The organism is Sphingomonas sp. IC-56 (genome assembly GCF_021043375.1).
GTDB lineage: Bacteria > Pseudomonadota > Alphaproteobacteria > Sphingomonadales > Sphingomonadaceae > Sphingomonas.
Genome location: NZ_JAJNDV010000001.1, coordinates 289,064 through 301,984, shown reverse-complemented (window position 1 = coordinate 301,984; position 12,921 = coordinate 289,064). Strand labels below are relative to the sequence as shown.

General features: G+C 66.7%; 15 protein-coding genes. 7 read left to right on the top strand and 8 right to left on the bottom strand.

Annotated elements, in window-relative coordinates:
- The first annotated feature begins 24 nt into the window (after positions 1–24).
- Positions 25–480, top strand: a complete 456-nt coding sequence (locus LQ953_RS01625; protein ID WP_231028694.1) for a universal stress protein — start codon at positions 25–27, stop codon at positions 478–480.
- A 10-nt stretch (positions 481–490) separates the two neighbouring features.
- On the top strand, positions 491–1,780 hold the full coding sequence (locus tag LQ953_RS01620; RefSeq protein WP_231028693.1) for a M28 family peptidase: 1,290 nt from the start codon (positions 491–493) through the stop codon (positions 1,778–1,780).
- Between the two features lie 126 nt (positions 1,781–1,906).
- On the opposite strand, the gene LQ953_RS01615 is transcribed toward LQ953_RS01620, so the two are convergent.
- From LQ953_RS01615 to LQ953_RS01590, 6 genes are all read right to left on the bottom strand, one after another.
- Positions 1,907–2,836 carry an RcnB family protein gene (locus LQ953_RS01615; RefSeq protein WP_231028692.1) on the bottom strand — a complete coding sequence of 310 codons (930 nt, stop codon included), beginning with the start codon at positions 2,834–2,836 and terminating at the stop codon, positions 1,907–1,909.
- A 110-nt stretch (positions 2,837–2,946) separates the two neighbouring features.
- Entirely contained in the window at positions 2,947–3,435 is a 489-nt protein-coding gene (locus LQ953_RS01610; RefSeq protein ID WP_231028691.1) for a GAF domain-containing protein, read from the bottom strand.
- A gap of 42 nt (positions 3,436–3,477) precedes the next feature.
- Positions 3,478–3,879 carry an alternative ribosome rescue aminoacyl-tRNA hydrolase ArfB gene (gene arfB, locus LQ953_RS01605; protein ID WP_231028690.1) on the bottom strand — a complete coding sequence of 134 codons (402 nt, stop codon included), beginning with the start codon at positions 3,877–3,879 and terminating at the stop codon, positions 3,478–3,480.
- A complete protein-coding gene (locus LQ953_RS01600; protein ID WP_231028689.1) occupies positions 3,872–4,522 on the bottom strand; it encodes an RluA family pseudouridine synthase in 651 nt (216 codons plus the stop codon). Before LQ953_RS01600 ends, arfB begins: the two co-directional genes overlap by 8 nt.
- 123 nt (positions 4,523–4,645) lie before the next feature.
- Positions 4,646–5,248: an NAD(P)H:quinone oxidoreductase gene (gene wrbA / locus LQ953_RS01595; protein WP_231028688.1), complete on the bottom strand. Its 603-nt coding sequence runs from the start codon at positions 5,246–5,248 to the stop codon at positions 4,646–4,648.
- A 26-nt stretch (positions 5,249–5,274) separates the two neighbouring features.
- Complete coding sequence (locus tag LQ953_RS01590; RefSeq protein WP_231028687.1) at positions 5,275–5,973, bottom strand: pirin family protein; 699 nt, start codon at positions 5,971–5,973, stop codon at positions 5,275–5,277.
- A gap of 98 nt (positions 5,974–6,071) precedes the next feature.
- Here LQ953_RS01590 and LQ953_RS01585 point away from each other — a divergent pair, with 98 nt between their 5' ends.
- From LQ953_RS01585 to LQ953_RS01570, 4 genes are all read left to right on the top strand, one after another.
- Positions 6,072–6,983: a LysR family transcriptional regulator gene (locus tag LQ953_RS01585; RefSeq protein WP_231028686.1), complete on the top strand. Its 912-nt coding sequence runs from the start codon at positions 6,072–6,074 to the stop codon at positions 6,981–6,983.
- 168 nt (positions 6,984–7,151) lie between these two features.
- Positions 7,152–7,859 carry a response regulator transcription factor CtrA gene (gene ctrA, locus LQ953_RS01580; protein ID WP_231028685.1) on the top strand — a complete coding sequence of 236 codons (708 nt, stop codon included), beginning with the start codon at positions 7,152–7,154 and terminating at the stop codon, positions 7,857–7,859.
- A 350-nt stretch (positions 7,860–8,209) separates the two neighbouring features.
- Complete coding sequence (locus LQ953_RS01575) at positions 8,210–8,380, top strand: hypothetical protein (protein ID WP_231028684.1); 171 nt, start codon at positions 8,210–8,212, stop codon at positions 8,378–8,380.
- 6 nt (positions 8,381–8,386) lie between these two features.
- A complete protein-coding gene (locus tag LQ953_RS01570) occupies positions 8,387–9,007 on the top strand; it encodes a DJ-1/PfpI family protein (RefSeq protein WP_231028683.1) in 621 nt (206 codons plus the stop codon).
- 42 nt (positions 9,008–9,049) lie between these two features.
- On the opposite strand, the gene LQ953_RS01565 is transcribed toward LQ953_RS01570, so the two are convergent.
- A complete protein-coding gene (locus tag LQ953_RS01565; protein WP_231028682.1) occupies positions 9,050–9,706 on the bottom strand; it encodes an HPP family protein in 657 nt (218 codons plus the stop codon).
- On the bottom strand, positions 9,691–11,361 hold the full coding sequence (locus LQ953_RS01560) for an amidohydrolase (protein WP_231028681.1): 1,671 nt from the start codon (positions 11,359–11,361) through the stop codon (positions 9,691–9,693). Before LQ953_RS01560 ends, LQ953_RS01565 begins: the two co-directional genes overlap by 16 nt.
- Positions 11,362–11,418: 57 nt before the next feature.
- Here LQ953_RS01560 and LQ953_RS01555 point away from each other — a divergent pair, with 57 nt between their 5' ends.
- Positions 11,419–12,663, top strand: a complete 1,245-nt coding sequence (locus LQ953_RS01555; RefSeq protein WP_231028680.1) for a threonine ammonia-lyase — start codon at positions 11,419–11,421, stop codon at positions 12,661–12,663.
- Positions 12,664–12,921 lie beyond the last annotated feature (258 nt).

The window sequence follows — 12,921 nt, the reverse complement described above, 5'->3', positions numbered from 1 at the left end:
GGGCTAAGACACGGGGAAACAACCATGCGCACCTACCTGGTGGTGATCGACGAGAGCCCGGAATCCGAGATCGCGTTGCGCTTTGCCGCACGGCGGGCGGTGAAGACGGGCGGCAATGTCGAGATCCTGGCGCTCGTGCCGCAGCCCGAGTTCGTCCAGTGGGGCGGCGTGATGGCTGCGATCGAAGAGGAAGCCTTCGAACGGGCGGAGGCGCTGGTGCAGCGTGCCGCGGGCACGCTGCTGACCGAATCCGGGTTGAAGCCGGCGATCACCGTGCAGGAAGGCGATGGCGTGAAGGTGGTGCGCGAGATGATCGCCGCCAATACCGAGATCGCCGCGCTGGTGCTGGGCGCTGCGCCGAGCGGCGCGCCCGGGCCGCTGGTCAGCCATTTCACCGGCGCCGACGCCGGCACCTTTTCCGTGCCGGTGATGATTATCCCGGGCTCGCTCGACATTGCCGCCATCGACCGGCTCAGCTGAAGGTAACCTTATGCGCCATTATCTTGCCCTGCCGCTGCTGTTCGCCGCGGTTCCGGCTGCCGCCCAGGAGCAACCCAGCCCTGCGCGGTTGAAGGCCGATGTCGAGAAGCTGGTGAGCTTTGGCACCCGGCACACGCTTTCCTCGCCGACCGATCCCAAGCGTGGCATCGGCGCCGCCCGGCGCTGGTTCGCCAGCGAGATGGAGCGGATCGGCAAAGGCTGTGGCGGGTGCATCCAGGTCGCGAACGTCGCGCGCACCTTCACTGGGCCGCGCGCGCCCAATGGGGTGGAGATCGTCGACGTGCTCGGCTTCCAGGCCGGCACCGATCCCAAGCGTGTCGTGATCGTGATGGGGCATATCGACAGCCGCGTCACCGACGTGATGAACGTGACCGCCGACGCGCCGGGGGCGAATGACGACGCGTCGGGCGTGGCGCTGGTGCTGGAGGCGGCGCGCGTGCTGTCCAAGGAAAAGCTGACCGCCACGGTGATTTATGCCGCGCTGTCGGGCGAGGAGCAGGGGCTGTTCGGCGGCACGCTGTTGGCCGATACCGCCAAGGAGCGGGGCTGGACGGTCAGCGGCGTGCTCAACAACGACATCGTCGGCAACACGGTGGGCCAGGACGGCCGGCGCGTCGCTGACCGGGTGCGGGTATTTTCCGAAGGGATCCGCCAGGCCGAGCCGCTGGAGGCGCAGATGGCGCGAGCGGCCGATGGGGGCGAGGATGACGGCCCCTCGCGGGCGCTCGCCAAGGCAGTGGACGGCGCTGCCAAGACCATCCCGGGCGGGCTTGACGTGTTCGTGGTGCGGCGGTTCGACCGGTTCGGGCGCGGCGGCGACCATACCCCGTTCCTGAAGCTGAGCTATCCGGCGGTGCGATTCTCAGTCGGCGTCGAGAATTACGACCAGCAGCACCAGGACCTGCGCACCGAAGGCGGCAAGGTCTATGGCGACACGGTCGACAAGATGGACTTCCCGTATCTGGCAAAGGTGACGGCGATCAACGTCGCGACGATCCGGCAGCTGGCCAAGGCACCGGCGGCGCCGGCAAGTGTGACGATCGGCGGCGCGCTGGCGACCGACACGTCGGTGAAGTGGGAAGCGGTGCCCGGTGCGGCGGGGTACCGCGTGCACTGGCGCCGGGCGGACGCGCAGGACTGGACCGATCACCTGGACGTGAAGGGACCCGAGGCGGTGCTGAAGGGCGTGATCGTCGACGACAGCTTTGTCGGCGTGTCGTCGCTCAGCGCCGACGGGGCGGAGAGCCTGATCACGTTCGGCGGGCGCGCACGGCGCTGAAGTGTTGGGACTGTTCCCCGGCGGAGGTCGGGGTCCAGTTTCGATGAAGTTGAGAGTGCGGTCAGTCGTTTCGGGCCGCTTGCAACTGGGCCCCGGCCTTCGCCGGGGAACAGGTTTGGCCTTACCTCAGCAGCGGCAGCTTGGGGCGCGGCGGAGCATCTTCTTGCGCAGGGTGCGCTTGGGGGTGACGACCACGCGGTCCTCAATGATGCGTTCTTCCACCACCGTGGTGGTGGTAACGATCGGCGCGGGGGTGATTACTACCGTGGTTGTAGCGCCGCTGGCATAATAGCCCGAAGCATAGGCGCTGCCGCCGTAGAAGGCGCCGCCCTGATATGCGCCGCCGCAGACCTGAGTGCAGGGTGCGGTGTAGGTCTGAACCTGCACGGGCGGCACGGGGGCGGGATAGGTCTGGACATGCACCGGCGGCGCGGGCGGCAGCGGTGCGGCGGGGTAGGCGCCATAGGGCGCGGGGATCGGCGCGTCATAGCCGGCGCCGGGCGGGGGGGACGGGACGTCGGGCGCTACCGGCACGTCGTCATAATAGTCGTCGGCTTCGAGCCGCGGCGCGGCATAGCTGGCGCCCGCATCGGCATAGCCGTTCGAATAAGAACCGCCGGCATAGCCATAGCTGGACGAATAACTGGTGCCATCGGCCCAGTTGATGCCGTCGCGCGCATCCCAAACCTGGCCGCGGCCGTCGACCAGTACCGCATCGTTATAATAGCGGACCCAGTGATAGCCCTGGGGCGGAGCGGCGAGGCCGAAGCTGAGATAGTCGGGTACGCGGAAGCCGGTGCCCATCCAGTAGGACGGCAGCACCGCGCCGCGATGAAGACGGCGATAGCTGTTCCAGCCGCCCGGCGCCTGCCAGCCGGCGCTCCAGCGGCCATTGACCGGCTTGCCCCAGCGGTGCGGCTTGATTGGGCCGACATGATGCGGCGTGCCCTTGGGCATCACTACCCAGCGGCCATTCTGCCACACCCGCTGTGCCGTTGCGGGGGTGGCGCATGCCAGACCCGCCATAGCTGCCGTCGCCAACCAAAGATTGCGCACCTCGGTCTACTCCTTCGTATGCAAGTCGTCAGACTCGTTTAACGATGCAGTAACCTTTACGCTTCCGTGAAGAAATCCACGAGACTTGGTTAACGATGTCCCAATGCGGGTCAGCGTCCCGAAAGACGCGGGGCGAGGATGCGTACCAGTGCTTCGCAGCCGGCGGCGTCGCCTGCGTCGAAGCGCGACGGGATCGGGCTGTCGAGGTCGAGCACGCCCAGCAGCTCGCCCTGGTGAACAATCGGCACGACAAGCTCGGAGCGGCTCGCTGCGTCGCAGGCGATGTGGCCGGGGAAGGCGTGGACATCCTCGACCAGCTGGGTCTCGCGGGTGATGGCGGCGGCGCCGCACACGCCCTTGCCAAAGAGAATGCGGATACACGCGGCCTTGCCCTGGAAGGGACCGAGCACGAGCTCGTCGGCGACGTTGCGGTAGAAGCCGGCCCAGTTGAGGTCGGGCAGATACTGCCAGATCAGCGCCGACACGTTGGCCATGTTGGCGATGGCGTCGGGCTCGTCGGCGGTGAGCGAGTCGAGCGCGGCGGCGAGGTCGCGGTAGAGTTCGGACTTGGAGCCCGCGGCAATATCGAAAGCGTACATGGGCCGCGATGTAGGCGATCCGCCGCCGCAGTGCGAGAGGCGTCAGTCGATCCGGACCTTGCCCCGCCCGGCCTTTACGGCGCTGCGGCCCTTCTTTTCATCCACACGGCGGGCCTTGGCGTTCTTGCTAGGCTTGGTCTTGATGCGCCGGGCATCGCGCTGGAACGACTCGGTGACGAGTTCGGCCAGCCGCTCGCGCGCGTCGGTGCGGTTCGCGTCCTGGGTGCGGAACTTGCGCGCGGTGATGACCAGTTCGCCATTCAGCGTCATCTTCGAGCCCGCCAGCTGCTTGAGCTTTTGATAGGCGTAGAGCGGGAGGCCGAGCTTGTAGACGTTCACGCGCAGCTGGACGGCGGTTGCGACCTTGTTGACATTCTGGCCGCCGGGGCCGGAAGCGGCGAGGAAGCGTTCCTCGACAATCGCTTCCTCCGGGATCTCAGTCACGGCCAAAGCCGAGATTGTGGAAGCGGACTGGCAAAGGGGCATGCGCCTCGACCGGTGGCTTGCCCTCGCGCGGGATAGTCAGCCCTTCGGCATGCAGCATGACGGCCGGGCCGCCGGCGCCATAGACCGGATCGCCGGTGATCGGGATGCCGAGCCCTTCTGCGGCGTGGATGCGGATCTGATGGGTGCGGCCAGTCTCGGGATAGAAGGCGAGCAGGGCGCGGCCGCTACGGGCTTCAAGAACTTCCCAGCGGGTGCGGGCGGGCTTGCCCTTGGGGTCGCCGCGCATACGCCAGCCATTCTCGGCACTGGAGATCTTGGCGAGCGGCAGGTCGATCATGCCGCCTTCGCCCTCAGGCACGCCGTCTAGGATGGCAAGATAGCGCTTCTGCACGATGCCGGTCTCGAACGCCTGAGCGAAGCGCTTCATCGCCTTGGGATTGCGGGCGAGCAGCAGGCAGCCACTGGTGTCGCGATCCAGGCGGTGCATCGGCACCGGGTTGCGGCGGAAGCCGAAGGTCAGATGATGCAGCTGATCCTCAAGGCTAAGCGAGCGGTCGCGCGGGCGGTCGACGGGCAGGCCCGCGGGCTTGTCGATCACGATCGCTTCGCCGTCGATGAAGAGTACACGGTCCTGGAACATGGACCGGCATATAGCGCGATGTGTCCAAACGAAAAGCGGCGGCCGGTAGGGCAACCGGCCGCCGCATGTGTGAAACCGAGCGGGAGGAGGGGATCGCGCGGTTTCAGCCTCGCGCGTCGGGGATCACGCGGCGAGCTTGTTCGCGACCTCGGCAATACGATGGCCCTGATAGCGGGCGCCTTCGAGCTCGACTTCGCTCGGCAAGCGGCTGCCATCAGCACCCGCGATGGTCGTAGCGCCATAGGGCGAGCCGCCCTTCACTTCGTCCACGCCGTTCTGGCCTGCAAAGCCATAATCCAGGCCAACGATGGTCAGGCCGAAGTGCAGCAGGTTGGTGATAATCGAGAAGAGCGTCGTTTCCTGGCCGCCATGCTGGCTGGCGGTGGAGGTGAAAGCGCCGCCGACCTTGCCGTTGAGCTTACCCTGGAACCACACGCCGCCGGCCTTGTCCCAGAAACTGACCATCTGGCTCGACATGCGCCCGAAGCGCGTGGGGGAGCCGACAATGATGCCGTCATAGTTGGCGAGTTCGTTGACGTCGTCGAGCACCGGGTGGCTCTGGTCGGCGACGAAGCCTGCCGCCGCTGCGACTTCGGCAGGCGCCGTTTCAGCGACGCGGCGGACATCGACCTGCGCACCGGCGCTGCGGGCGCCTTCCGCGACGGCGTCGGCCATCTTCGCCAGGTGGCCGTAGGACGAATAGTAAAGAACGAGGATCTTGGACATGCTGGCTGCTCCCTTGTGGTTCCGGTTCACTCGCTGTCGACGAGAACGATCTCGGCGTCTTCGCGTGCGGTAATGGTGATCGTCTGGCCGCCCGTGAGTGCCGCGCCGTCACGGGCCTGGACGCGCTCACCGTCGATCTCGATCGCGCCGGTGGCGGGGACGAGATAGGCGTGGCGGTTGTCGCCGACAGTGTAAGTGACGCTCTCGCCAGCCTTCAGCGTCGCGCCAAGGACGCGAGCGTCGGCGCGGATCGGCAGGGCTTCGCTGTCTTCGGCAAAGCCGGAGGCCAGTGTGACGAAGCGGCCGGAACGGTCCCCCTTGGGAAAGGGCTTGGCGCCCCAGCTGGGCTGACCGCCGCGGGTGCGGGGCTGGATCCAGATCTGGAAGATGCGTGTCGTCTCAGGCTCGAGATTATATTCGGCGTGACGCACGCCGCTGCCGGCGCTCATCACCTGGACGTCGCCGGCGCCGGTGCGGCCCTTGTTGCCCATCGAGTCCTGGTGCGTGATGGCGCCAGAGCGGACATAGGTGATGATCTCCATGTCCTGGTGGGGGTGGGGCGGGAAGCCGGAATTAGCGGCGATCTCGTCATCGTTCCACACGCGCAGCGCGCCCCAGCCCATGCGGGCATCGTCGTAATAGCTGGCGAAGCTGAAATGATGGCGCGCCTTGAGCCAGCCGTGATCGGCGTGTCCGAGGCTTTCGAATGGGCGTTTGTCGATCATGTTGAGTGTCCCGTAGAGGCCCAAGACATAGGTGCGAGGCAGGGGTGCCGAAATGGAAACGTTGGAAACCGATCGTTTCCGTGATACCGGCGGCACCCATGAAGCTGCCTGATTTCGAAGCATGGGCGATCTTCGCCGCGGTGGTGGAGCATCGCTCCTTCTCGGGTGCGGCGGAGGCGCTGGGGGTCTCCAAGGCGACGATTTCCAAGGCGATCACCCGGCTGGAGCAGCGGCTGGGCACGGCGCTGTTCCATCGCACCTCGCGGCGGCTGACGCTGACCGATAGCGGGCGGGGGCTAGCCGAGCGAGCGCAGCGCATCCTGTCCGAAGGCGAGGCGGCGGAAGAAGCCGCGTTTGAATCCGCCAGCGCGCCTGCGGGCGTAGTGCGACTCGCGGCGCCGTTGACCTTCGGTATCAGCCATCTGGCGCCGACGCTGGCCGAGTTCATGGAGATGCACCCCGGCATACGAATCGACCTGCGGTTGTCCGACGCGTTCGTCGACATTGTCGGCGAGGGTATCGACGTGGCGATCCGCATCGCCGAGCTGCCCGACAGTTCGCTGCGCGCGCGGCGGCTTGGGCCGGTCACGACTTATGTGGTCGGCGCTCCGGGCTATTTCGACCGGGCCGGCAGGCCGCGTCACCCCGCCGAACTCGCGACGCATGCGTGCTTCATCTACACCAACACCGCCTCACCCGAGATGTGGCGGTTCCGCAAGGCGGGCGGCGAGGAGGCGGCGGTGCGCGTCGACGGTCCCATCCGCACCGACAATGGCGAGGCGATGCTGCCGGCGCTGTGCGCGGGATTGGGCGTGGCGCGGCTGCCCGACTTCCTGGTGGACAAGCATGTCGCGGCCGGGCGGCTGGAGGTGGTGCTGAACGACTGGTCGGGCGGCGCGGCCGGGCTGCACCTGTTGACGCCGCCGGGAACGCTGCGCCCGGCGCGGGTGGAGGCGCTGATCGAATTCCTGTCGGATCGGCTCAAACGCATGTGCGTGGATGCGGCGTAACGGGTCGGTAACGCCTTTGCGTGCACCCTTAAGGGCAATCCCTAAACCCATGAACATGCGCGGTTAGGCGGAAATTAACCTTTTGCCTTCAGAGGTGCTTAGGTTAATGAAATCGTCCAACGCGTCGGCCAGCGGGGCTCCACGCGTCTGAGGACAGGGGAAACGGCAATGCGCGTGCTGCTGATCGAAGACGAGCCTAGCACTGCAAAGGCAATCGAGCTGATGCTCGGCGCAGAAGGCTTCAACGTCTACACGACGGACCTGGGCGAAGAGGGCTTGGATCTTGCCAAGCTCTATGACTACGATATCATCCTGCTCGACCTGAACCTGCCTGACATGCACGGATACGACGTGCTGAAGAAGGTGCGGGTCGCCCGCGTGCAGACGCCGGTGCTGATCCTGTCGGGCGTCAACGAAATGGATTCCAAGGTGCGCTCGTTCGGCTTTGGTGCCGACGACTACGTCACCAAGCCGTTCCACCGCGAGGAGCTGGTGGCGCGCATCCACGCAGTCGTCCGCCGCTCGAAGGGCCATTCGCAGTCGGTCATCCGCACCGGCAAGCTGGCGGTGAACCTGGACGCCAAGACGGTCGAAGTCGACGGCGCGCGCGTGCACCTGACCGGTAAGGAATATGCGATGCTGGAGCTGCTGTCGCTCCGCAAGGGCACGACGCTGACCAAGGAGATGTTCCTCAACCATCTCTATGGCGGTATGGACGAGCCCGAACTCAAGATCATCGACGTCTTCATCTGCAAGCTGCGCAAGAAGCTGAGCATGGCGACCGACGGCGAGAATTATATCGAGACCGTCTGGGGCCGTGGCTATGTGCTGCGCGAGCTGGACGGCGCCGAAGCGGACGTTTCGGCGGTCGCCTGATTGCAACACAGCGGGGGCTGTAAGGGGCCGCGGTTCGAAAGAGCCGCGGCCCTTGTTGTTTCGGATTTGAGTGTTCGGTGGACTCGGAGCCCATGGACGAGGCGGGTGCGAGGGTTGAGCGCGGTGCTGGCAGTTCCCCGGCGGAGGCCGGGGCCCAGTTGCCGAGGTGGTCGCGAGGGTGGGCTGCACCAGCGGCTTTGTTGCAGCTGGGCCCCGGCCTCCGCCGGGGAACTGCAGAAGAAGAAGCGGGACCCCGGCCAAGGCCGGGGTGACGGAGAGGGGTTGAGGCCGCCGGGAAACTCGCTGTTAAGCCTCTTGCTCGCCTGGCTTGCGCGTCATAGCCTCTCGCCATGACGAAGTTCACACCTGTTGGCGCGCTGATCCTCTTCTGGTTCATCGGCATCATCGCCGGTAATCCGGGGCTCTGGTTTCCGCTGGGCTTCCTGGCGATGATCGGCGTGGGACTGCTTCAGAAGCGGCGCGGCGCCACCTCAGACGGGACGTCCAACGTACAGGAATAAGCGTAGATGCAGATCGCGGTTCTGACCTTTGAAGGGTTCAACGAACTGGATTCGTTCGTCGCGGCAGCGATCCTGAATCGAATGAAGGACAAGGGATGGGCGGCGTACATCACGTCACCCACCGATCAGGTAACTTCCATGAACGGCGTTACCGTTCAGCGCCAGAAGCCGCTGGCGTTCGCGGGGGAAGCCGATGCCGTGCTGGTCGGCAGCGGCATCAGGACACGCGAGATCGCCGCCGACACGGCGCTGCTATCGGGGATTAACTTGGACCCTGGGCGCCAGCTGATCGGCGCGCAATGTTCCGGGACGCTGCTGCTCGCGAAGCTGGGGCTGATCGGCGATCTTCCCGCCTGCACCGATCTGACGACCAAGCCATGGGTGATCGAAGCGGGGGTGCAGGTGGTGGAGGCGCCGTTCGTGGCGCATGGCAATGTAGCCACCGCCGGAGGATGCCTGGCCTCGCAATATCTTGCCACCTGGATGATCGCCCGGGGCGCATCGATGCGCGATGCCGAAGACGCGATGCACTATGTCGCGCCGGTTGGTGAAAAGGCGCTTTATGTCGAGCGGGCGGTGCGTGTGGTCGCGCCCTTCGTAGCTACGGAAGCCGATATCGCGGCCTGATCTGCCCCTGCGCCACGGGCAGGCTGGCGGGTCTAGCGGGTGTTAGCGGCGGCGTGCCTGGGCATGCGCTTCGGCGCGGTCGAGCAGGGCGGCAAGGTCTTCGCTGGCGATGTCGAAGCTTTCGTGCGCTTCGGCCAAGGCAGCGTCGATGTCGGCGCGCAGCAGGCTGGAAATCGGGGCGGCGGGCGTTGCCTTGTGCGGATAGCTGTGGCGCGAGAAGCGGTGATAGGCGAGGCCGACACCGACCAGCACGGCGGCATTGAGGCCGACGGGCAGCAGCGCGAAGCCGAGGCCCTTTGCCGCGATGGCGGGGCCGCCGAGCACCGGCAGCAGCGCACACGCGCCGCCGGGCGGGTGGAGGCAGCGCAGCAGCGACATGAGCAGGATGGCGAGGCTGACCGCCACGCCTGCGGCGAGCGCGCCATGGCCGAGCAGCACGGCGCAGATCAGGCCGACCGAGACCGACAACATGTTGCCGCCGAGCACGGGCCAGGGCTGGGCGAGCGGGCTGGCGGGCACGGCATAGACCAGCACTGCCGAGGCGCCCATCGGCGCGACCAGGAAGGGCGCGGCGGCGGGGGGTAACAGCCCGCCGATCACGGCAGTGACGGTGATGCCGATCAGGGCACCGATACAGGCGAGCAGCCGGTCGGGCCAATTGGCGCCGGCCAGCAGCAGCGCCCCTATTTGGCGGGCCATGCCTTATATCCTCCGACCCAGGTTTCGAGCACCTTGGTCGCGCGCAGTTCGTTGGGCTGTGCGGTCAGCGGATCGCGGTCGACGATCAGGAAGTCGGCGAGGAGGCCAGGCGTCAGCCGGCCGATCTTGGTTTCGGCAAAGCCGGCATAGGCGGCCCCGGTGGTGAAGCCGGCCCAGCCCTGTTCGCGGGTCACCGCATCCTGCATGCGCCAGCCGCCGGGGGGCTGGCCCTGCGGGTCCTGACGCGTGAAAGACGCGGCCCAGCCGGCCCAGGGATCGGGGCTTTCCACCGGGAAGTCGGAGCCGAAGGCGAGCCGGCCGCCCAATTGCAGGATCGAACGCCAGGCATAGGCGCCGTTCAGCCGCCCTTCGCCCAGGCGGGCCTCTGCCATGGTGCGGTCGGAGGTCTGGTGCACCGGCTGCATCGAGGCGATGATGCCGTACTTGCCGAAGCGCGGCAGATCCTTGGGATCGACGATCTGGGCGTGTTCGATGCGCCAGCGGCGATCGTCCTTGTAGGTGTCGGCGAGCACTTCGATCGCATCCAGCGCCTGCTGATTGGCCCGGTCGCCGATCGCGTGCACGGCGATCTGGAAGCCGTCCATCGAGCCGCGGGTCATCATGTTGAGCAGCTGGTCGTCGGACAGGAAGCCGAGCCCCTTTTCATTCGGCGCGTCGGCATAGGGTGCCTTCAGCCAGGCGCCGCGGCTGCCCAGCGCGCCATCGTCATAGATCTTGATCCCGCCCATGCGCAGCCGGTCGCCATAGAGCCAGGGGGTGGGACCCTGACCCGCCACGGTGAGTGCGGTGTCGACGCCGTGCGCGTAGCTCATGATGCGCAGCTTGAGCAGGTTCATGTCGCCGATGCGGCGATAGGTGAGCCAATCCTCGATCGTGGTGCCCATGTCCGCCGTGGCGGTCACGCCGAGCGACAGGAGCTTGTCCTGCGCGGCTAGGAAGGCGGCGTTGCGCTCACGCGGGGTGGGCTGGGGAATGACCTTTTCGACCAGCGTGCGGGCGGCATCGACCAGCACGCCCGCGGGGGCGCCGCCGGCTGCACGCTCGATACGGCCGCCGCTGGGATCCTTAGTGGCGGCGGTGATGCCGGCCGCGGCAAGCGCGCGGGTGTTGGCCCAGCCGGCATGGCCGTCAACGCGCTCAAGCCAGACCGGGCGGTCGCTGACGGCGCGGTCGAGATCAGCGGCGGTGGGAAAGCGGCCAAGGCCCCAGCGCTCCTGGTTCCAGCCGCTGCCCACGATCCACTTGTTCGGGTTTGCCGCGGCATAGCTGCGGATCTTTTCCAGCGCCTCGTCCAGCGAGCGCGTCTGCGACAGGTCGAGCAGGAGGAGCTGCGAGCCCAGGCCCATGACATGGCCGTGCGCATCGATCATGCCGGGCACGAGCGTGCGACCGCCCATATCGGTGCGCCATTCCAGCTTGCGCGGGCGCTTTTCCTTGCCCGAGAACAGGCGCACGACCTTGCCGCTGCGGTCGATCTGCATGGCCGAGAAGCGGACCACTTCGCCGCGCGTACCCAGCGTGATGCCGTTCACATTGTCAACCAGCCCGTCGGCCAGCGCGGCAGGCGCGGACAGCAGGGCCGTGGCGGCGAGCAGCGGGGTCAGCAGGCGGGCGAAGCGAGGCGTCTTGAGCATGGGCCAAGCGCATAGGGCCTGTTCCCCCGCTGCGCCAGATGGTCTACGCCTTGGTCCATGGCCACCAAAGCAGTTCCGGCGCCTGCGCGCCTGCCCGTATCGATCGACGATGTCCGTGCGGCCCAGGCGCGAATTACGGGATCGGTTGTGCGGACGCCCACGCTGGTGAGCAAGACGCTGTCGCAGCTGACCGGGGCGACGGTGTACCTGAAGTTCGAGAATCTGCAGTTCACCGCCGCCTACAAGGAGCGGGGTGCGCTCAACACGCTGTTGCAGCTGGACGAGGCGGCGCGGGCCAAGGGCGTGATCGCGGCGTCTGCAGGCAACCATGCGCAGGGGCTGGCCTATCATGCGACGCGGCTGGGCATTCCGAGCACCATCGTGATGCCGCTGAACACACCGATCGTGAAGGTGACGCAGACCGAGGGGCATGGCGCGACCGTGATCCTGCACGGCGAGACGTTTGACGCGGCCTATGCCCATTCGCGCACGCTGGAGGCGGAGAAAGGCTTTACCTTCATTCACCCGTTCGATGACCCGCGCGTGATCGCCGGGCAGGGCACCGCCGTGCTGGAGATGCTGGAGGATGTGCCCGAGATCGACATGCTGGTGGTGCCGATCGGCGGCGGCGGGCTGATCTCCGGATCTTCGGTGGTGGCGAAGTCCGAGGGGCGCTCGGTCGAAGTGATCGGGGTCCAGGCCGAGCTGTTCCCGTCGATGTACAACCGCATCCATCATACCGAGATGCCGTGTGCGGGCGACACGCTGGCGGAGGGCATCGCGGTAAAGCATCCGGGCGGGATCACCGCCGGGATCGTCGAGGCGCTGGTGGACGATATCGTGCTGGTGGGTGAGCGGCGGCTGGAGGAGTCGGTCAGCCTGTTGCTGCAGATCGAGAAGACGGTTGTCGAGGGCGCCGGCGCGGCGGGGCTGGCGGCGTTGCTGTCGGAGCCCGAGCGGTTCAAGGGGCGCACGGTCGGCACCATCCTGTGCGGCGGCAATATCGACACGCGGCTGCTCGCCAATGTGCTGTTGCGCGATCTCGCGCGGTCGGGGCGGCTGGCGCGGCTTAGCGTGCGGTTGCAGGATCGGCCGGGCGCGTTGTTTAACGTCGCCAAGATCTTCCAGGAACAGGGCGTCAACATCCTGGAGCTGTACCATCAGCGGATCTTCACGACGCTGCCGGCCAAGGGGCTGACGCTGGACGTCGAGTGCGAGACGCGCGACCGCAATCACCTGGATCGTCTGATCACCGCGCTGCGGCGCGCGCAATATGAAGTGCGCCAGGTGGAGCTGGCGTAACTTCGCCGCCGCCGATGTGGTGAAGCGAATCAGGGGCGCGCCGAGCTGAGGCGGGCGCGGATTCTCGACGTTGAGACACTGGTGTATGCTTGCGTCCGTTCGGCGGGAACATGCGCGAGTATCGCGCGGCAACTGGTTAACAAGCGCGCTCGGCGGCGACAGCCGCCGGCGCCTAAGCTGCTGTTCTCGCTAGGTTCGCCTCTGTGCCTTCGTTAACTTTCTTTCATGGTAAAGGCGCTTTTCATCATTGCTTCGGCA

Coding starts and splice junctions, on each gene's coding strand:
- LQ953_RS01600 (WP_231028689.1), bottom strand. CDS start 4,522: ATGTTCCAGGACCGTGTACTCTTCATCGACGGCGAAGCGATCGTGATC.
- LQ953_RS01610 (WP_231028691.1), bottom strand. CDS start 3,435: ATGTACGCTTTCGATATTGCCGCGGGCTCCAAGTCCGAACTCTACCGC.
- LQ953_RS01590 (WP_231028687.1), bottom strand. CDS start 5,973: ATGATCGACAAACGCCCATTCGAAAGCCTCGGACACGCCGATCACGGC.
- LQ953_RS01555 (WP_231028680.1), top strand. CDS start 11,419: ATGGCCACCAAAGCAGTTCCGGCGCCTGCGCGCCTGCCCGTATCGATC.
- LQ953_RS01570 (WP_231028683.1), top strand. CDS start 8,387: ATGCAGATCGCGGTTCTGACCTTTGAAGGGTTCAACGAACTGGATTCG.
- LQ953_RS01620 (WP_231028693.1), top strand. CDS start 491: ATGCGCCATTATCTTGCCCTGCCGCTGCTGTTCGCCGCGGTTCCGGCT.
- LQ953_RS01565 (WP_231028682.1), bottom strand. CDS start 9,706: ATGGCCCGCCAAATAGGGGCGCTGCTGCTGGCCGGCGCCAATTGGCCC.
- LQ953_RS01585 (WP_231028686.1), top strand. CDS start 6,072: ATGAAGCTGCCTGATTTCGAAGCATGGGCGATCTTCGCCGCGGTGGTG.
- LQ953_RS01560 (WP_231028681.1), bottom strand. CDS start 11,361: ATGCTCAAGACGCCTCGCTTCGCCCGCCTGCTGACCCCGCTGCTCGCC.
- LQ953_RS01575 (WP_231028684.1), top strand. CDS start 8,210: ATGACGAAGTTCACACCTGTTGGCGCGCTGATCCTCTTCTGGTTCATC.
- wrbA (WP_231028688.1), bottom strand. CDS start 5,248: ATGTCCAAGATCCTCGTTCTTTACTATTCGTCCTACGGCCACCTGGCG.
- LQ953_RS01625 (WP_231028694.1), top strand. CDS start 25: ATGCGCACCTACCTGGTGGTGATCGACGAGAGCCCGGAATCCGAGATC.
- ctrA (WP_231028685.1), top strand. CDS start 7,152: ATGCGCGTGCTGCTGATCGAAGACGAGCCTAGCACTGCAAAGGCAATC.